This is a genomic window from Paraburkholderia sp. J76, from assembly GCF_905220295.1.
Lineage (GTDB): Bacteria > Pseudomonadota > Gammaproteobacteria > Burkholderiales > Burkholderiaceae > Paraburkholderia.
Map to the genome: position 1 here is coordinate 189,552 of NZ_CAJMZJ010000014.1, position 25,124 is coordinate 214,675.

Here is a 25,124-nt window from a genome sequence, read left to right on the forward strand (position 1 = left end):
GCGCCGCTACAATAAGGGCAGACCAACCGCTGCTGGCGGCCTCGCCGCCCAAGTCCGAGACGATCCTGATGTCCACGCCCCCGTCTTCCGCCGCGCCGGCGCCCGCGCCGCGCGCGCCGATGCTCTCCACCGCCGACGCCCTCGCCACGCTGCTTGCCGCCGCGAAGCCGCTCGCCGGCACCGAAACGATTTCCACCTTCGACGCGCTGAACCGCGTGCTCGCCGTGGACGTCGTCTCGCCGCTCGACGTGCCGCCGATGAATACGAGCGCGATGGACGGCTATGCGGTGCGCGTGGCCGATCTCGCGCAAGGCAGCCGCCATCTGCCGGTTTCGCAGCGCATTCCCGCGGGCCACGCGCCGCAGCCGCTCGCGCAGGGCACGGCAGCGAGAATCTTCACGGGCGCGACCGTACCGCCGGGGGCGGATGCCGTGGTGATGCAGGAGCAGGCCGAGGCGGCGGAGGGCGCCGTCACTTTTCTGCACACGCCCAAGGCGGGCGAGTGGATCACGGCGCAGGGCGCGGACATCCGCAAGAACACGGTGATCCTGCCGGCGGGCACGCGTTTGACGCCGGCGGCGCTCGGGCTCGCGGCGTCGGTCGGGTGTGCGTCGCTGACCGTCGTGCGCCGCGTCAAAGTCGCGGTGTTTTTCACCGGCGACGAACTGACGATGCCGGGCGAGCCGCTCAAGCCCGGCGCGATCTACAACTCGAACCGTTTCACGCTCACGGGCCTGTTGCGCAACCTGGGCTGCGAAGTCACCGACTACGGCATCGTGCCGGACCAGTTGGACGTCACGCGCGCGACGCTGCGCGAGGCCGCCGCTGCCCACGACCTCATCCTCACTTCGGGCGGTGTCTCGGTGGGCGAGGAGGATCACGTGCGTCCCGCCGTGGAGGCCGAAGGCCGCATCAACTTATGGCAGATCGCCATGAAGCCGGGCAAGCCGCTCGCGTTCGGCGCGGTGCGCCGGGCGCAAGGCGCAATGGATGCGCAGGCGGGCGAGACATTCTTCATCGGGCTGCCGGGCAACCCGGTGTCAAGTTTCGTCACGTTCCTGTTGTTCGTGCGCCCGTTCCTGCTGCGTCTCGCGGGCGCCACGCAGGTCAGCCCGCGCGCGCTCTCGCTGCGCGCCGACTTCACGCAGACGAAGAGCGACCGCCGCAACGAGTTCCTGCGCGCGCGGGTGAATCCGGCTGGCGGTCTGGAGTTGTTCCCGAACCAGAGTTCGGCGGTGCTCACCTCAACGGTCTGGGGCGACGGCTTGATCGACAATCCGCCCAACCACGCGATCAGCGCAGGCGAGACGGTACGCTTCATTCCGTTCACCGAATTGCTGTACTGAAAAGCCTTATTTGAAACACTGAGCGATGAAGATCCAGTTGAAGTTTTTTGCGAGCGTGCGCGAGGCGCTGGGCGTGGCGGACGAAACGGTCACGCTGCCGGAGAGCATCGTGACGGTGGGCGACGTGCGCGGCTGGCTGCGCGCTCGCGGCGGCGTGTGGGCCGAAACGCTGGCGGAAGGCCGCGCGTTGCGTATGGCCTGCAATCACGTGATGACCGACCCGCGCACGCGTATTACCGAGGGCTGCGAAGTCGCGTTTTTTCCGCCTGTGACGGGCGGCTGAACGTCAGGAGACTCACGATGCCCGTGCGCGTTCAAACCGGAGATTTCGACCTTACCTCGGAGGTTGCGCAACTGCGCGCGCGCAATCCCGCTATTGGCGCGGTGGCGTGCTTCGTCGGCACGGTGCGCGATCTGAACGACGGCAGCACGATCGCTTCGCTTGAACTCGAGCACTATCCGGGTATGACCGAGAAAGCGCTGGAGGCGATTGTCGAGGAGGCGCAGCGGCGCTGGGCGGGCATCGAGGTGCTGATCGTGCACCGGGTGGGCAAGCTCGCGCCGCTCGACCAGATCGTGCTGGTCGCGACGACATCGAAGCATCGCGGCGACGCCTTCGCGTCCTGCGAGTTCGTGATGGACTATCTCAAGACCGAGGCGCCGTTCTGGAAGAAGGAAGAGACGGAGCAGGGCGCGCGTTGGGTCGATGCCCGCGAAAGCGACAATACGGCGCTGGAGCGCTGGGGCGTGGTCTCGGGGAATGCCGCGCGGGAATCCAGCTAGGCGCGGGTTTTCGTTGCGGCGGCCCTTCGGTTTGAGCCATCCAATGCGTTCGTATAACGCAACTAACCGCCTAATCCGGCATCTCGCTTAAGGCGAGCTAACCTCACTCTGCCGGCGTGCTCTCGTCGATATCCATCTGGCGGCCAACGAAACGGGCCGGAAACGGCTCGCCGCTCGCTCGCGTGGGCAAGTCGTGGCCGTGTCCGGCGGGGCGCCTGCGGGGCGCTACGCGATCGAGGATCGCCTGCTGCTCGGGAGGAATCGTGTAGTCCCAGCCAAAGCGGCTCAGTTGCAGGCTTTGCGCGATACGCAGTGCGGGTTCCATGAACTGCACCGCCGCCGCGGGCGCGTAGCGCGCCTGAACCGTATCGAGGAAGAGATAGAGCCAGCGGCTGAAATGCTGCGGCTCGACCCCCGGCACCGGATCGTGCGCCTGCTGCACATTGCCGCGGTAGGTTTTGGTGCCCAGCACGAGGCTCGACCAGAATCGGCACATCTTCGGCAAATGGTCGTCCCAGCGCCCGGCCAGCACGCCCTCGAATACCGGGCCGAGCAGAGCATCGTCGCGCACGCGGTTGTAGAACGCGTAGACGAGTTCGCGGATGTTCTCTTCGGTTGGCTGGGCGTGCAGGGCGCGAGTGGGGCTGTCAGGGGGATTCATCTGGAACCTGGGTCATACCTGGAGTGCCTGGAGTGCCTGGAGTGTAGCGGGCGGCGGCGCGCCGCTACGCTGCGGCCGCGAGTCGCACACACGGCGCCAGGCACTGCGACGCGACCATGATACTCAGTCCAGGCAAAACCTGCATGCTAACTGCATGTTATTGTACGGATACTTTCCCCTGCGTCGCCCCTGATATCGCCACCGCCATGAGACTGACCGACTACACCGACTACTCGTTGCGCGTGATGTTGTACCTCGCGCTGCGTCGCGACAGCCTGGCAACGATTCAGGAGATATCGGACGCCTATGGCGTGTCGAAAAATCATCTGATGAAAGTCGTGCAGCGCCTCGGCGAGCTGGGCTGGGTCGATACCATCCGTGGGCGCAACGGCGGGTTGCGACTCGCGCCGGCATCGCTCGATCTGACCGTGGGCGCGGTTGTCCGCGAGACGGAGAGCGATTTCGCGCTGGTGGGCTGCTTTCCCGACGAACATGGGGAACGGCGTAGCTGCGTCATTGACCCGCAATGCCGGCTCAAGCACGCACTGGCGGCGGCGCGCGACGCGTTCCTCGCCGAACTCGACGGCCATACCATCGGCGAACTGGCGCAGCCGGCGAGCGAACTGACAGGCCTCCTCGGTCTCGCGCCCATCCGGTTCATGCCGCGTGCGCAGGCGGCTCGCCCCGCGACTTCGCAGGAGCATTGAGGGGCGCCTCGGCGTCGCAGGTTCTTCCTGGCGCGCGAACCCCGCTGCGCGGCGACGCGCTGCCTCGCCCTTCTGGCGTTCTTTCCCCTTATCTCGCCCACAGCCAGCGGCCACGCCAGGCCGCCATCCGCGCTTCGATCGCAAAAATCGGAAAAAATGACGCCAGAGCGCTTGAAACCGGCGCGTCCCCCCTCAAATTTGGTGACAGTCTAGAAATCTGGAGGTCTCGCATCAAATGAGAATCGACAAACTCACCACCAAGTTCCAGGAAGCCATCGCCGACGCGCAAAGCCTCGCGGTTGGCCACGATAACCAGTACATCGAACCGGTCCACCTGCTGGCCGCGCTCGTCGCGCAGCAGGACGGCTCCGCGCGCTCGCTCATGTCGCGTGCGGGCGTGCAGGTTCAGGCGCTGCAGAACACGCTGAACGACGCCATCAACCGCTTGCCGCAGGTGCAGGGCACCGACGGCAACGTGCAGATCGGCCGCGAACTCACGGGTCTGCTCAATCAGGCCGACAAGGAAGCGCAAAAGCTCAACGACACGTATATCGCGAGCGAGATGTTCCTGCTCGCCGTTTCCGAAGACAAGGGCGAAGCGGGGCGCCTGGCGCGCCAGCACGGCTTGACGCGCAAGGCGCTCGAAGCCGCGATCGTCGCGGTGCGCGGCGGCGCGCAGGTGCACAGCCAGGACGCCGAAAGCCAGCGTGAAGCGCTCAAGAAGTACACCGTCGACCTGACCGAGCGCGCGTGTTCGGGCAAGCTCGACCCCGTGATCGGCCGCGACGACGAAATCCGCCGCTCGATCCAGATCCTCCAGCGCCGCACCAAGAACAACCCGGTGCTGATCGGCGAGCCGGGCGTGGGCAAGACGGCGATCGTCGAAGGGCTCGCGCAGCGTATCGTCAACGGCGAGGTGCCCGAGACGCTCAAGGGCAAGCGCGTGCTCTCGCTCGACATGGCCGCGCTGCTCGCGGGCGCGAAGTATCGCGGCGAGTTCGAAGAACGCCTGAAGGCCGTGCTCAACGACATCGCGAAGGACGAAGGCCAGACCATCGTCTTCATCGACGAGATTCACACGATGGTCGGCGCGGGCAAGGCCGAAGGCGCACTGGACGCGGGCAACATGCTCAAGCCGGCGCTTTCGCGCGGCGAGCTGCATTGCATCGGCGCGACCACGCTCGACGAGTATCGCAAGTACATCGAAAAGGATGCCGCGCTCGAGCGCCGCTTCCAGAAGGTGCTCGTGGACGAACCGTCGGTGGAGGCGACCATCGCGATCCTGCGCGGCCTGAAGGAGAAGTACGAGCTGCACCACGGCGTGGAAATTACCGATCCGGCGATCGTCGCGGCGGCGGAGCTTTCGCATCGCTACATTACCGACCGCTTCCTGCCGGACAAGGCCATCGACCTGATCGACGAAGCCGCGTCGAAGATCAAGATGGAAATCGATTCGAAGCCCGAAGCAATGGACAAGCTCGATCGCCGTCTGATCCAGTTGAAGATCGAGCGCGAGGCCGTCAAGAAGGAAAAGGACGAAGCATCGCAAAAGCGTCTGCAACTGATCGAGGAAGAGATCGATCGCCTGAGCCTCGAATATAAGGACCTCGAAGAGATCTGGACCACCGAGAAGGCGGCGGTGCAGGGCGGCGCGCAGATCAAGGAAGAGATCGACCGCGTGCGCGCGGATATCAACCGCTTCCAGCGCGAAGGCAAGCTCGAGAAGGTCGCGGAACTCCAGTACGGCAAGTTGCCGGAACTCGAGGCGCAGCTCAAGCAGGTCACGCTCGCCGAGGCGAACGAGCAGAGCAATCCCACGCGTTTGCGCTTGCTGCGCACGCTCGTGGGCGCCGAGGAAATCGCGGAAGTCGTGTCGCGTTCCACCGGTATTCCGGTTTCGCGCATGATGCAGGGCGAGCGCGAAAAGCTGCTGCAGATCGAAGCGAAGCTGCACGAGCGCGTGGTGGGCCAGGACGAAGCCATTACCGCCGTTGCCGATGCGATCCGCCGCTCGCGCGCCGGTCTCTCGGACCCGAACCGGCCGTACGGCTCGTTCCTGTTCCTCGGGCCCACGGGCGTGGGCAAGACCGAGCTTTGCAAGGCGCTGGCGGGCTTCCTGTTCGATTCGGAGGACCACCTTATCCGCATCGACATGAGCGAGTTCATGGAGAAGCACAGCGTCGCGCGTCTGATCGGCGCGCCGCCGGGATACGTGGGCTACGAAGAAGGCGGCTATCTGACCGAGGCCGTGCGCCGCAAGCCGTATAGCGTGATCCTGCTCGACGAAGTGGAAAAGGCGCACCCGGACGTGTTCAACGTGCTGCTCCAGGTGCTCGACGACGGTCGCATGACCGACGGCCAGGGCCGCACGGTCGACTTCAAGAACACCGTGATCGTGATGACGTCGAACCTCGGTTCGCACCTCATCCAGGCGATGGCGGGCGAGCCGCAGGAAGCCGTGAAGGACGCGGTGTGGAACGAGGTGAAGCAGCAGTTCCGCCCCGAGTTCCTGAACCGGATCGACGAGGTCGTGGTGTTCCATGCGCTCGATCGCTCGAATATCGAGTCGATTGCAAAGATCCAGTTGCAGCGTCTGCGTGAGCGTCTGGAGAAGCTCGACATGGAACTCATGGTGTCGGACGACGCGCTGGGCCAGATCGCGAAGGTCGGTTACGACCCGCTCTTTGGCGCGCGGCCGCTCAAGCGCGCGATTCAGCAGGAGATCGAAAATCCGGTCGCCAAGCTGATTCTCGCGGGCAAGTTCGGACCGAAGGACGTGATTCCAGTCGGCGTGCACGACGGCAAGTTCGTGTTCGAACGCGTCGTGCACTAAGGCGCGCGGCGTTACCCGGCGAAGGTGCGTGCCGCGAGGCGCGCGCCGGGCCGAAACGAAAAGGGCAGCTCAGCGAGTTGCCCTTTTTTAAGCCTGCGAGAAATGCTTAGGCCTGCTTGTTGCCGCCGCCAAGCAGCGACGCCAGGCCGCCAAGCGTACCGAGCACGCTTTCGGCGTTGATCTGGCCGCCATGCGGCACTTCGCCGTTCGGCGTGCCCGCGTTGATCACGTGCGGCAGCACCTGGGCCAGCAGTCCGCTCACCTGGTCGGGCTGCATGCCGACTTTCTGCGCGAGACCCGAGACGACGTCCGAGCCGAGCACGTTGTGCATTTGATCCGCTGAAACAGGCTGGTTCTCGCCGTTGCCGACCCACGACTGCACGACGTCGCCGAGGCCGCCTTGCTCGAACTTCTGGATAAGGCCGTTCAGGCCGCCGGGCTGGTTGTTGACGAATTCCATCGCCGCGGCGAGGAGCTGTGCCTGGCCGCCGCCTCGCTGTTGCGATTGCGAACCGAGCAGGGAACCGAGGGTATCTAGCAGACTCATGACGATCTCTCTGAGTGATGGCCGCGACGGGGGACGCGGCCGGTAGTTCGGACGGCGCACGCGAAGGCGGCGCCGCGTTTTGAAGCCCGGCGCGCGTCTTGCGCGCGCCGGACGATCGCGGGTATCAGGCGCCCGAAGCGGCCGCGGCTGAAGCGGCCTTGTCTTTCTTCGACTTCCGGGGCTTTTTCGCCTTCGTTTCGGATGCCGCGGGCGGCGCAGCGGCGGCCGAGCCCGCATCGGGCGCACTCGCGGCGGCAGCCGCCTTGTCCTTTTTGCTCTTGTGCTTCGCCTTGCCCGCCGCCGTGTCGGAGGCGGCTGGCGCCGGGGTCGCGGCCGCCGGCGTCTGCGCCGTCATCGGATTGGCCGTGGTGGCAGCCGGCGCGGCGGTCGTGGCAGCGCCGCTCTTGCCGCTGGCCGCCTTGCCCGCCGGCGGCGCCGAGGAACCATTGATCGTGAGCCCTGCCGCCTCGAGGTTCTGCACCGACTTCGGACCAATGCCCTTGACGCGGCTCACGAGGTCGTCGGCGTCCTTGAACGGGCCGTTCTTCGTGCGCTCGTCGATGATCGCCTTGGCGTGGACCGGGCCGATGCCCTTGACCGATTCGAGCGCGGTTTCGTCGGCGGTGTTCACTTCCACGGCTGCGGCGAGCGCCGCGGACAGCGACAGGCCGATGGCGAGGAACAGCATCAGCAGCTTCTTGAGCATGGCAATCACTCCATTGAGGGCATTTCAGTTAGCCGGGAACGGACGACGCATCCAGCGGAGGGGGCTGCGATACAAGAATAGGCCAGATGACGTATCCGTGGATCGCGCGCGCTCGATTTATACCGGTCGATGTGTGGCAAGTAAATCGCGCCGCACAATATTTAATACTTCTGTGCAATTTGGCGACGCGAAATGCGTGGGGCTGTCGGCGTAATCGGACTCAAACGCACACCGCCTCAAACGCGATGCGGCCCGACGATGCCGAGCTTTGCGATGCGGCGGTAGAGCGTCGCGCGCGAAATGCCGAGCGCCTGCGCGGCGGCGTTCGGACGCCAGCGATATGCCGCGAGCGCCGCGACGATGCGTGCGCGCTCATCTTCGTCGGATAGGGGCGAGGCTGGCGGCATGCCGGCGGCGCGAGACGGGGTAGGGGCGGCGGGTGCGGCGAGTTCCGCCAGGCTCGCCGCGAGGTCGGCGCTCAGGTGCCGCGCTTCGACCCGCACGGTGTCGCATACGGCGCACGCGTAGCGCATCGCATTGCGTAGCTGCCGCAGGTTGCCCGGCCATGCGAACGCCGCGAGTCGCATCGCGAGCGTGGCGTCGAGCGCGAGCGGGCGCCCGGCGGCCTGCGCTTCCTCAGCAAATATCGTGTCGATGAGCGTCGCGATGTCGCGCCGCTCGCGCAGCGGCGGCAACGTGAGCACCGCGCCGCACAGGCGATAGTAGAGATCGTCGCGGAATGCGCCCGCGCTGGCCATTTGCGCGAGATCCCGGTGCGTTGCGCAGATCACGTCGAGATCGACCCGCACCGGTGTTTCGCTACCGAGCGGCAGCACTTCGCCTTCGGCGAGCACGCGCAGAAGGCGTGTCTGCAGCGCGAGCGGCATGTCGCCGATCTCGTCGAGAAAGAGCGTGCCGCCGTCGGCCATCGCGATCTTGCCGCGCGCGCCGTGACGACGCGCGCCCGTGAACGCGCCCGGCGCATAGCCGAACAGTTCGCTCTCGATCAGCGATTCGGGCAGCGCGCCGCAGTTCACCGCGATGAACGGCCGGTTGCGACGCGCGCCGGCGTCGTGAATGGCGCGTGCGAACACTTCCTTGCCGGCGCCCGTTTCGCCGAGCAGCAGGATGGGCAGGCGCTTGCCCGCTATGCGTTGCGCGATGCGCGCGTTTCCGGCCACGCGCGCGTCGGCGCTGCGCAGGAAGGGGCCGAGCGCGCTGCGGTCGTATTCGTGCGCGTCGGCGGCGGTATCGCGCCGCAGCGGCAATGCGCCATGCGTCGCGCTGTTCGCGCCGGCGTGGCCGCCACGTGCGTGGTGCGCGCCGTATCCGTTAGCCCCGAGCGGTGCGCGAATGCGCGCATGGAGCATCGAGCCGTTCGCGCGCAGGCGCAGCGCCGCGATGGTTTCGATGCGGCCGATGTCGCGCAACTGCACGTGCGACGAATCGAATATCTCGTCGATATGACGCGGGCCGTCGAGGCACGGCATGCATTCGCGCGCGCGCCGGTTCGCGGCGACCACGTTGCCGTGCTCGTCGAACGCGATCAGCAGTTCGGGCTGCGCCTCGACGTAGTTGCGGTTCTGATGGCCGAACAGGATCCAGCACGAGGCGAGGCGATGCAGGAAATAGCCGTCCTCGATGAGCGTCGCGCTCTGGCGCACGAGCTGGTTGACGATGCGCTGGCTCTCGCGATTGTCGGGCGACTGCACGGCCGAGGCGTCGAGCACGCCGATCAACTCGCCGCCCGGCGCGAAAATCGGCGCGGCGCTGCACGTGAGCGTGGTGAACGCCGCGCGGAAATGATCGGTCTTGTGCACCGTGATGGGCGCGAGATCGGTGAGCACGTTCGCGATGCCGCAGGTGCCTTCCTCGCTCTCCGACCAGCATGAGCCGATATGAAGCCCCGCGTGCTTGAAGTCGTTGCGGCGCTCGCGGTCGATGCGGTAGTCGATGGTCACGCCGTGCGCGTCGGTGAGCATCACGCAGTAATCGGCTTCGCGCACCATGTCGTGCAGCCGCGTGAGGCATTGGCCGGACGCACGTAGAAAGGACTCCTCGCGATCGCGGATCTCGCGCAGCTCGGCGGCGCTCAGCACGCGCGGGCCGATCACGGAGCCGGGGTCCAGTTGATAGCGCTCGAACGAGCGCTGCCACGACGAGACGAGGCGCGGCGAATCGGACGGCGCGGGCAGCCGGCCTTCCACGGCGCCGCGCACGCGCTCGGCGTGCCGGGTAGACGCAAGGGCGTAGGGCATGAGCGGTTCCAGACGGTGGCTCGCGGTGAGCGTCGGGGTTAAACGTCGGACCGGAAAGCATTCGGCGGAGTCTTTTGTAGCACATCCTTTGCGCGCGATCACACCGCAGCGCAGCATGCGAGACGGTTGAGACGATTGTCTCAGCGGGTCGTCTTCCGCATTCCGGCGCGAGAGAAAGGGAGGCTTGGGGTGCCTCAGGCGCGCCGCACGGGGCCGTGCGCGTTTTCATTCGCGTGGCTGGCTCGCGTTGCGAGCCGATGCGCGCCGCGCGCGAGACGGCGTTGAGACGCCGCGCGCGACGCAAACAGCGATGGCAATACGGCACGCACTTGCCGTAGAGCGCCGTCGCGCGGCCTTCTGCGCGGATACGTCGTGCCGGCGGCGTGATTGGCATGACGCTTGCAGAGTCTGCGGGCAAAAGCGGCGCACGCCAGTCCACGGTGCGACGCGATCCGGAGACAAGCCCCGTGACGACGCCCGTAACCGTAGGCGTGATCGCGAATCCCGCATCGGGCCGCGACATCCGCCGTCTGACTTCGCATGCATCCGTCTTTCCCACGGCCGAAAAGGCGAATATGGTCGTGCGCCTGCTCGCGGGCCTGGGAGCGCTCGGCGTCGCGCGGGTGCTGACGTTGCGCGACAACACCGGCGTGGCCGCGCTCCTGCTGCGCGCGATCGAAACACACGCGGCCATTGCCGCGCACGAGCGCTGGCCCGAGGTCGTGTTCGTCGATTTGCCGGTAAGCGAAAGCGTCGCCGATACGCACGCCGGCGTCGATCACATGGTGCGCGAGGAAGTCGCGCTGATCGCGGTGCTGGGCGGCGACGGCACCCATCGCGCCGTGGCGGCGCATTGCGGCGCCACGCCGCTGCTCGCGCTCTCCACCGGCACCAACAACGCCTTTCCGGAATTGCGCGAGGCCACTGTCGCGGGCCTCGCGGGTGCGCTCGTCGCGACCGGCGCGGTGCCCGCCGCGTCGGCGCTCACGCGCAACAAGCGGCTCGTCGCGCGCTGCGTGGACGGGCCGTCGCGCGGGCGCGAGGAAATCGCGCTTGTCGACGTTTGCGTGGCGCGCCAGCCATTCATCGGCGCGCGCGCGATTTCGGAAAGTTCGGATATCGAATCACTTTTTCTGACCTTCGCGGCGCCCGACGGCATCGGTCTCTCGTCGATTGGCGGAGCGTGGGCGCCTGTCGGGCGCGATGCGGCGCACGGTCTGCACATGACCTTCGGGCCGCCCGGCGCGCCCGAAGGCAGCGGCGCGGGCGTGCCGCTGCTCGCGCCGATCGCGCCGGGCCGCGTGGAGCGGTTGACCATGCGCACCTGCCAGCGCCTCGAAGTGGGCGTGGCGCTGCCGCTCGAAGCGGGCCACGGCACGCTTGCGTTCGACGGCGAGCGTGAGATCGAACCGGCGCGCGGCGATCGATACGAGGTGACGCTCGACTGGCACGGCCCGCTGACCGTCGACGTCGCGCGCACGCTGCGTTACGCGGCGTCGCATCAGTTGTTGCGCGAGGCCGCGGCGCGCGTGTAGCGATTTCGGATTGCTTCCCCCGCGCCTAACCGAAAGAAGGAGACATCGGTATGGACACACCCTTGAAAGGCCAGGTCGCGGTCGTGACCGGCGGCGCGCGCGGCATCGGCCGCGGCATTGCGCTCACGCTCGCGCAGGCGGGCGCGGACGTCCTGCTCGCGGATCTGCTCGAAGAACCGCTTGCGGCGACTGTGGAAGAGATACAGGCGCTCGGTCGCCGCGCCGCCTTCGCCAAGGTCGACGTCACCCAGGCGGCTCAACTCGAAGGCATGGTATCGCAGGCGATTTCTGCGTTCGGCGGCTTCGACATTCTCGTGAACTGCGCCGGCGTGATTTCGATTAGTCCGGTATCCGAATTAACGGAGCGGGACTGGGACTTCGTCATGGGCGTCAATGCCAAGGGCGTATTTCTCGGCTGCAAGGCGGCGTTGCCGCATTTTCTTACGCAAAAGCGCGGGCGAATCATCAACGTCGCGTCGATCGCGGGCAAGGAAGGATTTCCGAATCTCGCACACTACAGCGCCTCGAAATTCGCCGTGGTCGGCTTCACCAATGCGCTCGCGAAGGAGGTTGCGCGCGAGGGCATCACCGTGAATGCGATTTGTCCCGGCATCGTGCGCACGTATATGTGGGACCGGCTATCCGACGAATGGAAGACGGAAGGCGAGAGCGTCGAAGAGTCCTGGCAGCGCCATCAGCTCACGCTCATTCCGCAAGGCCGCGCGCAAACGCCGGAGGACATGGGCAGGCTCGCGCTGTTCTTCGCGACGATGGCCAACGTCACGGGCCAGTCGGTGAACGTGGACGGCGGCTTCACTTTTCACTAGCGCATTGCCTTTCCCGCAGCAGGCGAATCCAGAGCGGTACGGCGTCGTACATCCAGGAGACAACCATGTCACTTCAGTTGAACAAGGAGCAGTTGCTCACCGCGTATCGCTCGATGCGCACGATCCGCGAGTTCGAGGAACGACTGCACGTCGAGTTTGCGACCGGCGAGATTCCCGGCTTCGTGCATTTGTACGCGGGCGAGGAGGCATCCGCGGTCGGCACGATGAGCCATCTGAACGACACGGATTACGTCGCCACCACGCACCGCGGCCACGGCCACTGCATCGCCAAGGGCGTGGATGTGCGCGAGATGATGGCCGAGATCTATGGGCGGCACACGGGTTCGTGCCGCGGCAAGGGCGGCTCGATGCATATCGCCGATTTGTCCAAGGGCATGCTGGGCGCAAATGGCATCGTGGGCGCGGGCGGTCCGCTCACCTGCGGCGCGGCGCTCGCCGCGAAGCAGAAGAAGACGAGCGGCGTGGGCGTGTGCTTCTTCGGCGACGGCGCATCGAACCAGGGCGTGATCTTCGAGTCGATGAATCTCGCCTCGGTGTGGCGCTTGCCGGTAATCTTCGTTGCGGAAAACAACGGCTATGCCGAGGCGACGTCGTCCACCTGGTCGGTCGCGGCCGACAATATCGCCGACCGCGCGAACGGCTTCGGCATGCCGGGCGTGATCGTCGACGGCTTCGACTTTTTTGCCGTGTACGAGGCGCTGGGCGAAGCCATTGCACGCGCGCGCAGCGGCGGCGGTCCGACGCTTGTGGAGATGAAACTCTCGCGCTATTTCGGCCACTTCGAAGGCGACGCGCAAACCTATCGCGCGCCGGGCGAAGTGCAGAAGCTGCGCGAAGAAAAGGACTGTCTCAAGCGTTTCGAGGAGCGCGTGGTGCGCGCCGAACTCGCGACGAACGACGATCTGCGCAAGGTGGACGCCGAAGTGAAGCAACTGATCGACGACGCCGTGACGCAGGCGAAGGCCGCGCCGCTGCCGCCCGCCGAGGCGCTGCTCACCGACGTGTACGTGTCCTATCCTTAAACGCCGCGCGCGCAGTTAATCAGGATTCCAGATCAAGGAGACAAAAATGGCACGGAAAATCACCTATTCGCAGGCCATCAACGAAGCGCTCGCACAGGAGATGGGGCGCGACGAGAGCGTGATCGTCATGGGCGAGGACAACGCGGGCGGCGCGGGCGCGCCGGGCGAGCAGGACGCGTGGGGCGGCGTGCTCGGCGTGACGAAGGGCCTTTACGGCAAGTTTCCCGGGCGTGTGCTCGACACGCCGCTCTCGGAAGGCGGCTTCATCGGCACGGCGGTGGGCGCGGCGGCGTGCGGCTTGCGGCCGGTGGCGGAGCTGATGTTCATCGATTTCATGGGCGTGTGCTTCGACCAGATCTTCAACCAGGCCGCCAAATTCCGCTACATGTTCGGCGGCAAGGCGGTCACGCCGGTCGTGATTCGCACCATGTACGGCGCGGGGTTGCGCGCGGCGGCGCAGCACTCGCAGATGCTTACCTCGCTTTTCACGCATATTCCGGGGCTCAAGGTCGTGTGTCCGGCCACGCCCTACGACGCGAAGGGGCTCATGATCGAAGCGATTCGCGACAACGACCCCGTGATTTTTTGCGAACACAAGCTGCTCTACACGATGGAAGGCGACGTTCCAGAGGAATCCTATTCGATTCCGTTTGGCGAGGCGAATATCGTGCGCGATGGCGACGACGTCACGATCGTCACCTACGGGCGCATGGTGCATTACGCGCTCGACGCCGCGCAGAAGCTCGCAAAAGACGGCATCGAATCGGACGTGATCGATCTGCGCACGACGTCCCCGCTCGACGAGGAAACGATCCTCGAAAGCGCGCGCCGTACGGGCCGCGTCGTGGTCGTGGACGAAGCGAATCCGCGCTGCTCGATTGCAACGGACATCGCCGCGCTCGTCGGCCAGAAAGCGTTCAGGGACCTGAAAGCCCCGGTCGGCATGGTGACCGCGCCGCATACGCCGGTGCCGTTCGCGGCGTCGCTCGAGGACCTCTATATCCCGTCGGCGGAAAAGATCGCCGAAGCCGCGCGCGCAGCAAGGAGCTGAAATGCCGATTCACATGATCACGATGCCCAAATGGGGTCTCTCGATGGAGCAGGGCCAGGTGAACGGCTGGCTCAAGTCGCTCGGCGACAAGGTCGCCAAGGGCGATGAATTGCTCGACGTGGAGTCCGACAAGATCGCGTCGGGCGTCGAATGTGCGTTCGAAGGCGTGTTGCGGCGGCAGATCGCGCAGGCAGGCGACACGCTGCCCGTGGGCGCGCTGCTCGGCGTCGTTGCCGACGCCGAAGCCGCCGACGCGGATATCGACGCCGCCGTGGCCGAATTCGAGCGCGGCTTCGTGCCCGCGAAGGCGGGCGACGTGGACGCGGGGCCGCAGCCGGAAAAGTCGCAAATCGGCGGGAGGACCGTGCGCTACCTGAAGCAGGGCGGAGGCGAGGGCATTCCCGTCGTGCTGATTCACGGTTTTGGCGGCGATCTCAACAACTGGCTCTTCAACCACACCGATCTCGCGGCACAGCGCACCGTCTGGGCGCTCGATTTGCCGGGGCACGGCGAGTCGGGTAAGGCGGTCGAGAGCGGCAGCCTCGACGAGCTTGCGCAAAGCGTAATCGCGTTTCTCGACGCGCAGAAAATCGACAAGGCGCATCTCGTCGGGCATTCGCTGGGTGGGGCGGTTGCCATGGCCGTGGCCGAGCAAGCACCCGGGCGTGTGGCTTCGCTTTCGCTGATTTCGAGCGCGGGACTCGGTAGCGAGATCGATGGCGCGTATATCGAGGGCTTCGTCGCGGCGGCGAATCGCAACGCGCTCAAGCCGCACGTGACGAAGCTGTTCGCCGATCCCGCGCTGGTTACGCGTCAGCTCGTCGAAGACCTCGTGAAGTACAAACGGCTCGAAGGCGTGCAGGCCGCGCTCGGCAAGATCGCCGCGCAGGCGTTCGAGGGAGGCGCCCAGCGGCGCGTGTTCCGCGAGCGTGTCGCCACGCTCGCGCCGCGCACGCTCGTGATCTGGGGCGAGGCCGACCAGATCATTCCGGCGCGCCATGCGCAGGGGTTGCCGTCGCAGGTGCGCGTGGAGGTGATGGCGGGCAAAGGCCACATGGTGCAGATGGAGGCGGCGCAGGAGGTCAATCGCCTGCTCAAGGCCTTTTTCGACGAAGGAGCGTGAGCGTGGAGGCCGCTAGGTCCCGTACGTCTTACGTGTCGAACACGGCGCCGCCCGCTAGGCAGCGCCTCGCAAATACCGCGTGCTCACGCGCGAGAGATAAAACACGAGTCCAGCACCGGCAATCAGGAGGCTCGCCATGTTGGCGAGCCAGAAACCGCGTGCGCCCGTCGCCCAGGCGGGTATCGCGCCGGTCACGTCGAAGCCCAGCGCGTAACCGCCGCCCAGCCCCACGCCCCAGAGCGCGATGGCGTAGATGATGGTCGGCACGACCGCGACCTTGTACGCGCGCAAGGCGAAGGCCGTGGTGATCTGCAACGCGTCGAACACGTGATAGCAGGTGACGATGGCAACGAGCGGCATGGCCGCAAGAGCCACGGCGGGGTCCGGCGTGTAGCCGCCGATGATGAGCGGGCGCAGCACGAACACGATCGCGCCGTAGCAGCAGGCAATCGCCACGGCCGTCGCCACGCCGTGCCGCGCGAGCGTGCGCGCCTGGGCCGGGCGATTGCCGCCCAGCGCCTGGGCGACGAGCGTCGAGGTCGCCACGCCGATCGAAAGCGGCGTCATGTAGAGCACCGCGCCGAGGTTGCCGGCGATCTGATGTCCGGCGAGCGTGGTCGTGCCCATGCGCGCGATGAAAATCGCCATGAACGTGTACGACGTCACCTCGATGAGATAAGACAGCCCCATCGGAATACCGAGCTTGAGCAGTTCCGCCTGACGCTTCCACTCGGGCCAGCAGAAGTGCCTGAAGATTTCGAACGGCGCGAACACGTCCACACGCGTGAGCGCGACGGCCGCGCACACCGCGAGCGCCCAGTTGATCGAAGTGCTCGCGAGCGCGCAGCCCGGGCCGCCGAGCGCCGGCACGCCGAGCCCGCCGAAGATGAGCCACGTGTTGAGCGGCACCTTCAGCACGAGCGCGCCGACTTGCAGGAACATCACGAGGCGCGGCCGCCCCACGGCATTGGCGAGCGAGCTGTAGATGCGAAAGACGAGCGCCGCGGGCAGCCCGAACGAAAGCAGCCGCAGATAGCCGACGGTGCGCGCGCGCAGCGCTTCGGGCGCGCGCGCAAGGTCGAGCAGCGGGCCGGGAAAATAGAGAACCGCGACGCCGAGCACCGTCAGCACGAGCGCGAGCCAGAACGCCTGGCGCACTTCGAGGCCGATCTCCGTGTCCTTGCGCGCGCCATAGAGCTGTGCCGCGACGGGCTGCAGCGCGCTGAGAATGCCTGTGAGGGCGATATAGACAGAGACGTAGATCGACGAGCCCAGGCCGAGCGCGGCGAGATCGAGCGCCGAGTAGCGGCCGACCATCGCGGTGTCGATCACGCCGAACGCGATGATCGCGAGCTGGCCGATCAGCACCGGCCACGCCAGCGCGGCGATGCGTCGGACGTCGCCGGCGAAAGTCGTCACCGCGGCCTCAGTCCGGACGCTTGCGCCAGACATGCCTCTTGATGGGCGGCGTCGGGCGGTCGATGCGCACGTACAGGCGGAAGCGCTCGTCGCGGTCGGCGGCGCGGCGGCCTTCCCACACGAGCTTCCACACATAGTCCGGCATCGCGCTTGGCTCGCCGTAGTCCTGCGTGTCCTGGCGCAGGATCACGTCGCAATCTTCGTTGAACGCGAAATGCATCTTGCCGAAGTACGCGAAGGTGGCGATCTGCGCGTCGCCGAGGCGTACGGGCGAGATGCACTGATAGTCGGCGGGCAGGTGCGCGGCGATCTGTTCGGCGACGTCCTTGTAGGTCCGGCTGTAGTTGACGACCGGGAGCCAGAGCGTCATGAGCAGCACCCACATGAGCGTGGTGCCGCCGCTCGAAAGCACGACGCTGCGCCATAGCACCTTCGGATGCCGCGCCACGCGCCACTGCACGAGCGCCATCCAGCACAAGGTGACGGCCACGGCGCACACGAACGAGAGAATCTTGAACTGCGGCACGAAGCCCGGCGCGAGGCGCGCGAGGTTGCGCGCGAGCGGCGCCGGGAAGCCGGTTATGCCCGCGAGCCACACGAGCCAAACGAAGGTGCCGAGAATCGTGAAGCTGAGCACCGCGAACCAGTCGATTGCGTTGATCGCGCCGCGCTTGAGCGTGGGCAGCGCGAAGGTCGCGAGCACCGAAAGCGCGGGCAGCACGAGCATGAAGAGCCGGTTCGATTCGTGGCTCTGCACGATCACGAGAATGATGAGCGGCACGATCACCGACAGCGGAATCGCGATGTGCGGCTTGCGGCGCAGCCCGGCCCAGCTCACGAAGGCCCAGATCGCGAGCGGCCACGCGGGCCAGGTGAAGAGCGGCAGGTTTTTGGCGGCATAGCGCAGCACATAGCCCGGCGGCCCCGCGAAGGCGTTGGCGTTGGTGTGCGCCCACTGGTTGAGGAACCAGACGGCGTCGTCGGGATACAGATGCAGCGCCAGCAGCGGCCAGGAGGCCGAAACCACGAGCGCCACGGGCAGGCCCGCCACGAGCAGCCAGCGCGAGCGCGTTTCGGGGGCGATGGCGAGCATGGCCAGGGTGCCGATGAGGAGCGCGCCCACGAGCACGGGGCCGCTCGACAGCATCACGATGCCGAGCGCGAGGCCCCACCAGAGGGCGCCCTGAACCGGCTTGTCGATGGCGCGCACGATGCCGTACACGACCATGGCGATGCCCACGAACTGCATGAGCTGCGGCGTGGTTTCATGACCGCGCTCGGCGAGCCCGAAGCAGGCAAGCAGAATGAGGAGTGCGCCGTCGCCGAGGGTGCGGCCGTAATCGCGCGGCTCGGGCTCGCCGCCGAACGCATACTTGAACGGCTGCACTTCGGGCCGGCGGCCCAGTAGATACGCGCTGTACCAGACGAATGCGCACGCCAGACAGAACAGCACGCCCGTCGCGACGCGCGAGGCGTTGCTGGCGTCGACCCATGGCGCGAAAAGACGGATGGACAGGGCGCCCAGCCAGTAGCCGAGCGGACCATTCTCGGTCACGTACTTGCCCACGAGATTGGGCAGCAGCCAGTCGTGCGAGGTGCCGCCCGCCATCGTCCACATCACGCCGAAGCCCGCCGCATCCTCGTTCTTCCACGGGTCGCGGCCAAACAGGCCGAACGCCGCGAACACGATACAGATGGTCAGCAGCAGCCAGCGCGGCAGGGCGCTGGTGGCGGAGGCGGTCAGTCGAATGGCTGGCTTCATGCAGTACGAAGGAGACGGATAAACCGGGCGTGGTCGAGCGGGTGGCTCGCACGCGCGGGCCAGACGGGCGTGCGCGACAGGCGGTATGCCCGGCCGCGCGCCGCGGAGCAATCCGGCATTCTAGCCGGGCCGGCGACCGTGCGTCACGGCGTTAGCCGCGTGTCGATCCACGGAAACGTCTGAAAGGGGCAGTAAGCCGCATCGCCCCGACTGCCCGGGCTGCGCCATAGTGGCGCAGGCAACAAAAAAGGGCAGCGTATGCTGCCCTTTTTATGCGCGTTCGATGTGTGAACGGCTCGGAACCGGCGCGAAGCCGGTGCGGCGTGGCGCTTACTTGCCGGCCTTGCCCGAGGCGCGTGCGCCGAACTTCTTGTTGAACTTCTCGACACGGCCTGCCGTGTCCATGATCTTTTGCGTGCCCGTGTAGAACGGATGCGATTCCGACGACACTTCGATCTTGGCGAGCGGGTAGGTCTTGCCGTTGAACTCGGCGGTTTCGCGCGTCTGGATGGTCGAGCGGGTCACGAAGCGGAAGTCGTTCGACACGTCGATGAACAGGACTTCGCGGTAATCCGGGTGAATGCCTTCTTTCATGGTTATTCCTTAAATCTGGCGGTAGCCAACCCGCGGGCTTGCAACACCGGCCTGCAACAACTTTGCCGGCTTTGCTCGCGCGAGCCACTTACCCAAGGGTCGAAAAACGGCGATTATGCCAGATAATCAGCCGCTTGGCGAATTTTTAAGGCTTTGGCTGCGCAGCGCGCCCACGCGCGCCGGATCCTGCCGATAGTAGCGCGCGAGCAGCCGGTAAAGCTCGGGATATTCCGTCTCGAACGCCTTCGGCTTGACGAACAGGGCCTCGCTGCACACCGCGAAGAACTCCGAGGGATGGTCCGCGGCATACGGATCGATCAGCGAATCGCGTTCGAAGCGCGCCCAGCGGCGCTCGGGCACGGCGTCCACCTTGTCGCAGAACTGGTCGTAGGCGTTGTCGAACACGTCGGCCCACGCCTGCGCGTCGAGCGGCGCATGCCAGCGTCGATAAAGGGGCGGATGGCCATCGGCCTCGCCGCCCAGCATGTCGATCTTGTGCGCGAACTCGTGGATCACGACGTTGTACGCGTCGCTGCCGTCGGTCATCTGCGCGTCTTCCCACGAGAGGATCACCGGGCCGCCTTCCCACGCTTCGCCGCTCGCATCGTGTTCCACCTCGTGTACCACGCCGTCCTCGTCCTCGACGGTCTTGCGGATCACGAATTCGCCGGGGTAGACGACCACGCCCACCCAGCCCTTGTAGAGATCGAGCGAAAGATTGAGGACCGGCAGCGACGCCTGCGCGGCGATCGCCACCGTCATCGCGTCGGTCAATTCGAGATCGTGCGCCGTCGAGAACTCCTTCTGCGCGATGAAAAGACTCGTCAGTTCGCGCAGGCGCACGAGGTCGGCGGCGTCGAGGTGCTGGAGAAACGGCAGGCCCGCGAGCGTGGCCTGCCAGAGCGCGTCGTCGATCGCGTAGGTGCGTAGCGCCTTTTCGCGGCGGCGCGCGTCGAACCAGTGGGAGAGTTTCGAAAGCATCGCTGGGTGGGTTTCCCGTGCGTCTGGTTATCGTTCAGTCGATCTGTCTTTGCCACGCGGCGAAAATTCCGCCGCACACCGCCACGCCGATCAGGAAGTAAAACCCGTCGAGCGAACTCAGAAAGCTCGCCTGCTGCGCGACCATGCGGCTCACCTGCGCGAGCGCGAGTCCGTGCGCTTCGCCCGCGGAGCGGCCCATGAGTTCGAATGAATGCGTCAGCGCGGCGTACGTATTCTGGAACGCGGGGTTGAACGGATTCACGAACTCGGCGAGCCGCGTCTGGTGCAGCGCGAGCCGGTGCTGCTCGACGATGATAACCGTGGCCGTGGCGAACGATATCGTCAACTGCCGGACGATGTTCTTCAAACGATACCCGTGCGTGAATTCCTCGAGCGCGAAGATGCGGAACGTGAGATTCGCGACGGGCAGCACGATGAAAAGCAATAAAAGCCCGCGCAGCAGCAGCGGCGGGATGAGCCACGCTTCGCTTGCCTGCGGCGTGAGCTGCGTCATCCAGAACGAAATGAACGCCGCAAGCACGAAGCCCGGCACGATGATCCACTTCTTGTGCGTAATGAACTTCGCATAGCGAAAATAGAAGAAGAGCGCGCAGGCCGAGATGAGCGAGGTGACGCCGGTGAGGCGGCCCGCATTTTCGACGGGATAGTTGAACCCCCCTTCGAGCAGCCGCGAAACCAGGTAACTGAGCGCCGTGCTCAGGTAGTAGTAGACCATGTAGAGCAGCAACCCGACCTGGAACGGCTTTTCGCGCAGCGCGTGCAGGCGCATGAGCGGTTTCGGATGATGCCATTGGTGCCAGCCGAACCAGGCGAGCGCGATGATCCCGACGAGCGTGAGCAGGATGATTTCCGGCGAGGCGCTAAAGAGTTCGAAGCGCACCTGCTGCATGGCGATCTGCAGCGCGCCCTGCGCGAACGCGAAGATGATGTATGGCCAGAAGTGCGCTTCGCCGCGTTCCTCGGGCAGTACGTGGCCCGTGTCGGGCAGCGCGAGCAGGGCAAGCACGGCATAGAGCACGCCCGCGGGCGCGGAAAAAGCGAACAGGGCGCGCCAGTCGAAATGCGCGACGAGCTGGCCGCCCGCGAGCGGCGCAAGCGCGCTGGAGAGCACGATCAGGATGAGAAACGCGCGCGTCGCGACCGGACGTTGCTGCGGCGTGAAGCTGATCTGGATGAGGATGCGGCAGGTGCCCATCATCGGGCCGATGAAGTAGCCCTGGAAGCCGCGCGCGAAGGCGAGTTCGATCGACGATTCGCAGAGCGCCGCCGCGATCGCGCCGGCGGAATAGAGCAGCAGGCAGCTTCCCACGTAGCGCCGGTAGCCCATGCGCTCCACCCACCATTGCTGCTGCAGGATGCCGAGAACGGCGCACACGGCGTAGGCGCTCGACGACCAGACGAGTTCGTCCGGCGACGCGTTGATGCCGCCCGCGATATGGCTGGTGAAGAACGAGAAGATCGCGTTGTCGTAGTAGTCGAGACCGGTCGCGAGGGCGAGCACCCACGGGAAAAAGTCGCCGCGTAAGCGCGCCGTGCTGAAAATCGGCTCGCGTGACTGGGCCTTGCTCATGCCGGTTCGTCGTCGCGGGTCTTGTCCATGGGCTTCGCAGCCTTGAGGCGGCGCGTGGCGGCGAGGCGCTGCTCGATCAGTTTATCGGACGGCTCGCCTGCGAGACGGCGCTGGAGATAGTCGAGGTCGTCGGCAAGCTCGGCGCGCACCGTCTGCGCTTCCTTCAACTCGCGACGCACGGCGGCAATGCGCGTGTCGAGCGTTTCGATCTGCTGCGCGAGCGCATCGGCAATCTGCTGGAGCGACTCCTGCGAATAGCGCCTGCGGCCTTCGCCGGCTTGTTCGAGCGGCCGCTTGAGCATTTCAGTGATGCCGTGCAGCGAAAAGCCGAGCGCGCGTAGCCGCAGGATGCGCGAGAACTGCTCGAGGTCGCGCTCGTCGTAAAGCCGGTAGCGGCCCTCGCTGCGCGACGGACTAACGAGCCCGCGTTCTTCGTAATATTTGAGCGTGCGCGGCGTGACATTCAGGCGCTCGGCGGCGTCGCGCACCGTGAGCAGCGCAGGGGAATCCTTGGGCATGGGAACTCTGTTTCCGCCATGGGGCGATCAAGACCTGCCGCGCATTATAGTTCAACGTGAACGTTCACGTACAGGTTGCGGCCCGGTGCGATCCGGTGCAGAAAGCAAAACGCCCGCTATTCGCGGGCGTTTTGCGGTGAATCAAGCGGTGCGCGGGGTTAGCCGCCGCGGCGCATCATGTCGAAGAACTCGGAGTTGTTCTTCGTCTGGCGAATCTTGTCGAGCAGGAATTCCATGGCCTCGACTTCGTCCATGTCGTGGATGAACTTGCGCAGCACCCAGATCTTCTGAAGGATGTCCGGCTTGATCAGCAGTTCTTCGCGACGGGTGCCCGACTTGTTCAGGTTGATCGACGGGTAGACGCGCTTTTCCGCGAGACGGCGTTCGAGGTGCACTTCCATGTTGCCCGTGCCCTTGAACTCTTCGTAGATCACGTCGTCCATGCGGCTGCCCGTTTCGATCAGCGCCGTGCCGATGATGGTGAGCGAACCGCCTTCTTCGATATTGCGCGCCGCGCCGAAGAAGCGCTTCGGGCGCTGGAGCGCGTTGGCATCCACACCGCCCGTGAGCACCTTGCCCGACGCGGGCACGACCGTGTTGTAGGCGCGCGCGAGACGCGTGATCGAGTCGAGCAGAATCACGACGTCGTGCTTCATTTCGACGAGGCGCTTGGCCTTTTCGATCACCATTTCGGCGACCTGCACGTGACGCGCGGCCGGTTCGTCGAACGTCGAGGCGATCACTTCGCCCGCCACCGAGCGCTGCATTTCCGTCACTTCTTCCGGACGCTCGTCGATCAGCAGCACGAACAGCACCACGTCGGGGTGGTTCTGCTTGATCGCGTGCGCGATGTGCTGAAGCATGACCGTCTTGCCCGACTTGGGCGAGGCGACCAGCAGGCCGCGCTGACCCTTGCCGATAGGCGCGATCATGTCGATGATGCGGCCCGTGACGTTTTCTTCGCCGCGCATCTCACGCTCGAGCAGCAGCACCTTGTTCGGGTGCAGCGGCGTGAGATTCTCGAACATGATCTTGTGCTTCGAGGCCTCGGGCGGCTGGCCGTTGACCTTGTCCACCTTCACGAGCGCGAAGTAGCGTTCGCCGTCCTTCGGCGTGCGCACTTCGCCTTCGATCGTGTCGCCGGTGTGCAGGTTGAAGCGGCGGATCTGCGACGGGCTGATATAGATATCATCCGTGCTGGCGAGATAGGAGGTTTCCGGCGAGCGCAGGAAGCCGAAGCCGTCGGGGAGCACTTCGAGCGTGCCGTCACCGAAGATCGTTTCGCCCGTCTTGGCGCGCTTTTTGAGAATCGCGAACATGAGTTCCTGCTTGCGCAGGCGGTTCGCATTTTCGATCTCGAGGCCATTGGCCATCTCGATCAATTCGGACACGTGCAGAGACTTGAGCTCGGAAAGATGCATACGGAGAACCCGTCGGGGAGGAGTGCGACGAAAAGAATGGGGGAAAAGAAGCGAGCGGAACCGCTCAAGGACTTTTGCTTGATGCTGCCTGGTGCTTTGCTTGACGCTTGCTTGCTGCTTTGCTTAATGCTTTATAAGGGCGCCGGTAGACGCTTTATGAATTCTAGCATAGCACACGCCAGAAACCGTCAGTGGAGGCCGACAGCAAGTTTCGACGTGTTTTTATGGTGCGTGTTGTCGCATGACAACACGCACCTTTGCCCGGCTCGTCACTTTGCTGGCAGGCGATGCGCCTGCGCGGAAGGGGCGGCCGGCGAAGCCGTTACAGGTGGCTGTCGAGGAATGCGGTGAGCTGCGACTTCGAGAGCGCGCCGACCTTTTGCGCTGCCACGGCGCCGTTCTTGAAGAGGATCAGCGTGGGGATGCCGCGCACGCCGAACTTCACTGGCGTCGACTGGTGCTCGTCGACGTTGATCTTCGCGACCTGAAGGCGATCGCCATAATCCTTCGCGACTTCATCGAGAATCGGCGCGATCATCTTGCACGGACCACACCACTCGGCCCAGAAGTCCAGCAGTACGGGCTTGTCGGATTTCACGACGTCCTGTTCGAACGATGCGTCGCTGATATGCTTGATTTGTTCGCTCATTGTAGGAATACCTCTTTCGATTCGAGGCTGAGTAAAGTGCTCGCCACGATACACCAAAACTGAAAATTCATCCGGGGCCGCCACGGCGGCCAGACCGAACCCGCGTCATACATCCGAATTGCACGTCCACATCACACGTCATTCGCACGAAAACCACGTGGCCCAGCCAAATGCCGACGCCAGTGTAGCCTAAATCCCTATGCGTTGCCGACGGTGATAGTACTCATACCATAAGCAGGGTTTCCGTCCCGCAAACCGCCTTCGGCGGGACATTCGGCCCGCGGTTCGTGCCTTTTCGCTGGAACTTTCAATGCGATACCTCGTGTTCCATCACGCTATCTGGAGACGGCGCGCGTCGTTGCAAGAGAATGTCGCTCCGGTCCGTACAGAGTCTGCGCGGAGTGGTCGGGCGCGTTTTTTTGCATCGCAGCAGTCGCATTGCCGCGCGACCGATGTTAGAATGCGCCGTGACGGGCCTCCTCGCATGGAGGGGCGGTCAACCTGGTCAGGTCGGGAACGAAGCAGCCACAGCCGTTTTCCGCCAGTGCCGAGGGTCAGGCTCGTCACCTTCCTCTTTTTTCTTCGCATCCTTCCCCCAGATACGACGTTGATGCCGCGCAATCGAGTGCGCGACGCCAATCTTCGTTTGTCGTATTTGTCACGCCTTCATCGCGGCTCTTTTCTTCGTTCGTAAATCGCCCGGCGGCCCCGTTGCGCGGCGGCCGCGAGGCGAGCGTCAGGCGTCTTTCGATTCATCTGGACGCGCGGG

Annotated in this window: 22 protein-coding genes and 1 other RNA gene; 11 read left to right on the top strand and 12 right to left on the bottom strand. The window is 65.4% G+C overall.

Annotation, left to right across the window (positions count from 1 at the left end):
- Positions 1-119: 119 nt before the first annotated feature.
- The 3 genes from glp to U5768_RS24970 are packed head-to-tail and all read left to right on the top strand — an operon-like array spanning position 120 to position 2,129.
- Entirely contained in the window at positions 120-1,346 is a 1,227-nt protein-coding gene (gene glp, locus U5768_RS24960) for a gephyrin-like molybdotransferase Glp (protein ID WP_415913971.1), read from the top strand.
- 25 nt (positions 1,347-1,371) lie between these two features.
- On the top strand, positions 1,372-1,629 hold the full coding sequence (gene moaD / locus U5768_RS24965; protein ID WP_158950258.1) for a molybdopterin converting factor subunit 1: 258 nt from the start codon (positions 1,372-1,374) through the stop codon (positions 1,627-1,629).
- Between the two features lie 17 nt (positions 1,630-1,646).
- The gene (locus tag U5768_RS24970) at positions 1,647-2,129 is read left to right on the top strand and encodes a molybdenum cofactor biosynthesis protein MoaE (protein ID WP_322033055.1); all 483 of its coding nucleotides are present in this window, start codon (positions 1,647-1,649) and stop codon (positions 2,127-2,129) included.
- Between the two features lie 103 nt (positions 2,130-2,232).
- On the opposite strand, the gene U5768_RS24975 is transcribed toward U5768_RS24970, so the two are convergent.
- A complete protein-coding gene (locus tag U5768_RS24975; protein ID WP_322033056.1) occupies positions 2,233-2,790 on the bottom strand; it encodes a group III truncated hemoglobin in 558 nt (185 codons plus the stop codon).
- Between the two features lie 206 nt (positions 2,791-2,996).
- Here U5768_RS24975 and U5768_RS24980 point away from each other — a divergent pair, with 206 nt between their 5' ends.
- Both U5768_RS24980 and clpB read left to right on the top strand, forming a co-directional pair.
- Positions 2,997-3,497, top strand: coding sequence for an Rrf2 family transcriptional regulator (locus U5768_RS24980; protein WP_322033057.1), 501 nt, complete (start codon positions 2,997-2,999; stop codon positions 3,495-3,497).
- A gap of 235 nt (positions 3,498-3,732) precedes the next feature.
- Positions 3,733-6,330 (top strand): ATP-dependent chaperone ClpB, encoded by a 2,598-nt coding sequence (gene clpB, locus U5768_RS24985; protein WP_322033058.1) that lies wholly within the window; start codon positions 3,733-3,735, stop codon positions 6,328-6,330.
- A 106-nt stretch (positions 6,331-6,436) separates the two neighbouring features.
- Here the strand turns inward: clpB and U5768_RS24990 are convergent, their stop codons facing one another.
- From U5768_RS24990 to U5768_RS25000, 3 genes are all read right to left on the bottom strand, one after another.
- Positions 6,437-7,114 carry a YidB family protein gene (locus tag U5768_RS24990; protein WP_415913967.1) on the bottom strand — a complete coding sequence of 226 codons (678 nt, stop codon included), beginning with the start codon at positions 7,112-7,114 and terminating at the stop codon, positions 6,437-6,439.
- Entirely contained in the window at positions 7,002-7,583 is a 582-nt protein-coding gene (locus U5768_RS24995; protein WP_322033060.1) for a helix-hairpin-helix domain-containing protein, read from the bottom strand. Before U5768_RS24995 ends, U5768_RS24990 begins: the two co-directional genes overlap by 113 nt.
- A gap of 236 nt (positions 7,584-7,819) precedes the next feature.
- Positions 7,820-9,841 carry a sigma-54-dependent Fis family transcriptional regulator gene (locus U5768_RS25000; protein WP_322033061.1) on the bottom strand — a complete coding sequence of 674 codons (2,022 nt, stop codon included), beginning with the start codon at positions 9,839-9,841 and terminating at the stop codon, positions 7,820-7,822.
- A gap of 467 nt (positions 9,842-10,308) precedes the next feature.
- Here U5768_RS25000 and U5768_RS25005 point away from each other — a divergent pair, with 467 nt between their 5' ends.
- The 5 genes from U5768_RS25005 to U5768_RS25025 all read left to right on the top strand — a co-directional run bounded on the left by U5768_RS25005 (position 10,309) and on the right by U5768_RS25025 (position 15,420).
- Positions 10,309-11,376: an ATP-NAD kinase family protein gene (locus U5768_RS25005; protein ID WP_322033062.1), complete on the top strand. Its 1,068-nt coding sequence runs from the start codon at positions 10,309-10,311 to the stop codon at positions 11,374-11,376.
- Positions 11,377-11,426: 50 nt separating this feature from the next.
- Positions 11,427-12,203, top strand: a complete 777-nt coding sequence (locus tag U5768_RS25010; RefSeq protein ID WP_322033063.1) for an SDR family NAD(P)-dependent oxidoreductase — start codon at positions 11,427-11,429, stop codon at positions 12,201-12,203.
- Between the two features lie 65 nt (positions 12,204-12,268).
- Positions 12,269-13,246 (top strand): thiamine pyrophosphate-dependent dehydrogenase E1 component subunit alpha, encoded by a 978-nt coding sequence (locus tag U5768_RS25015; RefSeq protein ID WP_322033064.1) that lies wholly within the window; start codon positions 12,269-12,271, stop codon positions 13,244-13,246.
- Between the two features lie 46 nt (positions 13,247-13,292).
- Positions 13,293-14,297, top strand: a complete 1,005-nt coding sequence (locus U5768_RS25020; RefSeq protein ID WP_322033065.1) for an alpha-ketoacid dehydrogenase subunit beta — start codon at positions 13,293-13,295, stop codon at positions 14,295-14,297.
- A gap of 1 nt (position 14,298) precedes the next feature.
- Complete coding sequence (locus U5768_RS25025; RefSeq protein ID WP_322033066.1) at positions 14,299-15,420, top strand: acetoin dehydrogenase dihydrolipoyllysine-residue acetyltransferase subunit; 1,122 nt, start codon at positions 14,299-14,301, stop codon at positions 15,418-15,420.
- Positions 15,421-15,474: 54 nt separating this feature from the next.
- Here U5768_RS25025 and U5768_RS25030 read toward each other — a convergent pair whose 3' ends face one another.
- The 8 genes from U5768_RS25030 to trxA all read right to left on the bottom strand — a co-directional run bounded on the left by U5768_RS25030 (position 15,475) and on the right by trxA (position 24,355).
- On the bottom strand, positions 15,475-16,839 hold the full coding sequence (locus U5768_RS25030; protein ID WP_322033067.1) for an MATE family efflux transporter: 1,365 nt from the start codon (positions 16,837-16,839) through the stop codon (positions 15,475-15,477).
- Between the two features lie 7 nt (positions 16,840-16,846).
- Entirely contained in the window at positions 16,847-18,601 is a 1,755-nt protein-coding gene (locus tag U5768_RS25035; protein WP_322033068.1) for a glycosyltransferase family 39 protein, read from the bottom strand.
- 330 nt (positions 18,602-18,931) lie between these two features.
- The gene (locus U5768_RS25040) at positions 18,932-19,195 is read right to left on the bottom strand and encodes a type B 50S ribosomal protein L31 (RefSeq protein WP_042268668.1); all 264 of its coding nucleotides are present in this window, start codon (positions 19,193-19,195) and stop codon (positions 18,932-18,934) included.
- Between the two features lie 126 nt (positions 19,196-19,321).
- Positions 19,322-20,176, bottom strand: a complete 855-nt coding sequence (locus U5768_RS25045) for a M90 family metallopeptidase (protein WP_322033069.1) — start codon at positions 20,174-20,176, stop codon at positions 19,322-19,324.
- Between the two features lie 34 nt (positions 20,177-20,210).
- Positions 20,211-21,767, bottom strand: a complete 1,557-nt coding sequence (locus U5768_RS25050; protein ID WP_322033070.1) for an MFS transporter — start codon at positions 21,765-21,767, stop codon at positions 20,211-20,213.
- On the bottom strand, positions 21,764-22,285 hold the full coding sequence (locus U5768_RS25055; protein ID WP_322033071.1) for a MerR family transcriptional regulator: 522 nt from the start codon (positions 22,283-22,285) through the stop codon (positions 21,764-21,766). Before U5768_RS25055 ends, U5768_RS25050 begins: the two co-directional genes overlap by 4 nt.
- Before the next feature lie 158 nt (positions 22,286-22,443).
- Positions 22,444-23,706: a transcription termination factor Rho gene (gene rho / locus U5768_RS25060; protein WP_027818379.1), complete on the bottom strand. Its 1,263-nt coding sequence runs from the start codon at positions 23,704-23,706 to the stop codon at positions 22,444-22,446.
- 322 nt (positions 23,707-24,028) lie between these two features.
- Positions 24,029-24,355, bottom strand: coding sequence for a thioredoxin TrxA (trxA, locus tag U5768_RS25065; RefSeq protein WP_027818380.1), 327 nt, complete (start codon positions 24,353-24,355; stop codon positions 24,029-24,031).
- Positions 24,356-24,824: 469 nt separating this feature from the next.
- Between trxA and ffs the strand changes: the two genes are divergently transcribed.
- An RNA gene (gene ffs / locus U5768_RS25070) (signal recognition particle sRNA small type) lies at positions 24,825-24,923 on the top strand.
- The last annotated feature ends 201 nt before the right edge of the window (positions 24,924-25,124 follow it).

Excerpts from the sequence above, each read along its gene's own strand:
- glp (WP_415913971.1), top strand. The coding sequence starts at position 120 with ATGCTCTCCACCGCCGACGCCCTCGCCACGCTGCTTGCCGCCGCGAAG.
- moaD (WP_158950258.1), top strand. The coding sequence starts at position 1,372 with ATGAAGATCCAGTTGAAGTTTTTTGCGAGCGTGCGCGAGGCGCTGGGC.
- U5768_RS24970 (WP_322033055.1), top strand. The coding sequence starts at position 1,647 with ATGCCCGTGCGCGTTCAAACCGGAGATTTCGACCTTACCTCGGAGGTT.
- U5768_RS24975 (WP_322033056.1), bottom strand. The coding sequence starts at position 2,790 with ATGAATCCCCCTGACAGCCCCACTCGCGCCCTGCACGCCCAGCCAACC.
- U5768_RS24980 (WP_322033057.1), top strand. The coding sequence starts at position 2,997 with ATGAGACTGACCGACTACACCGACTACTCGTTGCGCGTGATGTTGTAC.
- clpB (WP_322033058.1), top strand. The coding sequence starts at position 3,733 with ATGAGAATCGACAAACTCACCACCAAGTTCCAGGAAGCCATCGCCGAC.
- U5768_RS24990 (WP_415913967.1), bottom strand. The coding sequence starts at position 7,114 with ATGCGGGCTCGGCCGCCGCTGCGCCGCCCGCGGCATCCGAAACGAAGG.
- U5768_RS24995 (WP_322033060.1), bottom strand. The coding sequence starts at position 7,583 with ATGCTCAAGAAGCTGCTGATGCTGTTCCTCGCCATCGGCCTGTCGCTG.
- U5768_RS25000 (WP_322033061.1), bottom strand. The coding sequence starts at position 9,841 with ATGCCCTACGCCCTTGCGTCTACCCGGCACGCCGAGCGCGTGCGCGGC.
- U5768_RS25010 (WP_322033063.1), top strand. The coding sequence starts at position 11,427 with ATGGACACACCCTTGAAAGGCCAGGTCGCGGTCGTGACCGGCGGCGCG.
- U5768_RS25015 (WP_322033064.1), top strand. The coding sequence starts at position 12,269 with ATGTCACTTCAGTTGAACAAGGAGCAGTTGCTCACCGCGTATCGCTCG.
- U5768_RS25020 (WP_322033065.1), top strand. The coding sequence starts at position 13,293 with ATGGCACGGAAAATCACCTATTCGCAGGCCATCAACGAAGCGCTCGCA.
- U5768_RS25025 (WP_322033066.1), top strand. The coding sequence starts at position 14,299 with ATGCCGATTCACATGATCACGATGCCCAAATGGGGTCTCTCGATGGAG.
- U5768_RS25035 (WP_322033068.1), bottom strand. The coding sequence starts at position 18,601 with ATGAAGCCAGCCATTCGACTGACCGCCTCCGCCACCAGCGCCCTGCCG.
- U5768_RS25040 (WP_042268668.1), bottom strand. The coding sequence starts at position 19,195 with ATGAAAGAAGGCATTCACCCGGATTACCGCGAAGTCCTGTTCATCGAC.
- U5768_RS25045 (WP_322033069.1), bottom strand. The coding sequence starts at position 20,176 with ATGCTTTCGAAACTCTCCCACTGGTTCGACGCGCGCCGCCGCGAAAAG.
- U5768_RS25050 (WP_322033070.1), bottom strand. The coding sequence starts at position 21,767 with ATGAGCAAGGCCCAGTCACGCGAGCCGATTTTCAGCACGGCGCGCTTA.
- U5768_RS25055 (WP_322033071.1), bottom strand. The coding sequence starts at position 22,285 with ATGCCCAAGGATTCCCCTGCGCTGCTCACGGTGCGCGACGCCGCCGAG.
- rho (WP_027818379.1), bottom strand. The coding sequence starts at position 23,706 with ATGCATCTTTCCGAGCTCAAGTCTCTGCACGTGTCCGAATTGATCGAG.
- trxA (WP_027818380.1), bottom strand. The coding sequence starts at position 24,355 with ATGAGCGAACAAATCAAGCATATCAGCGACGCATCGTTCGAACAGGAC.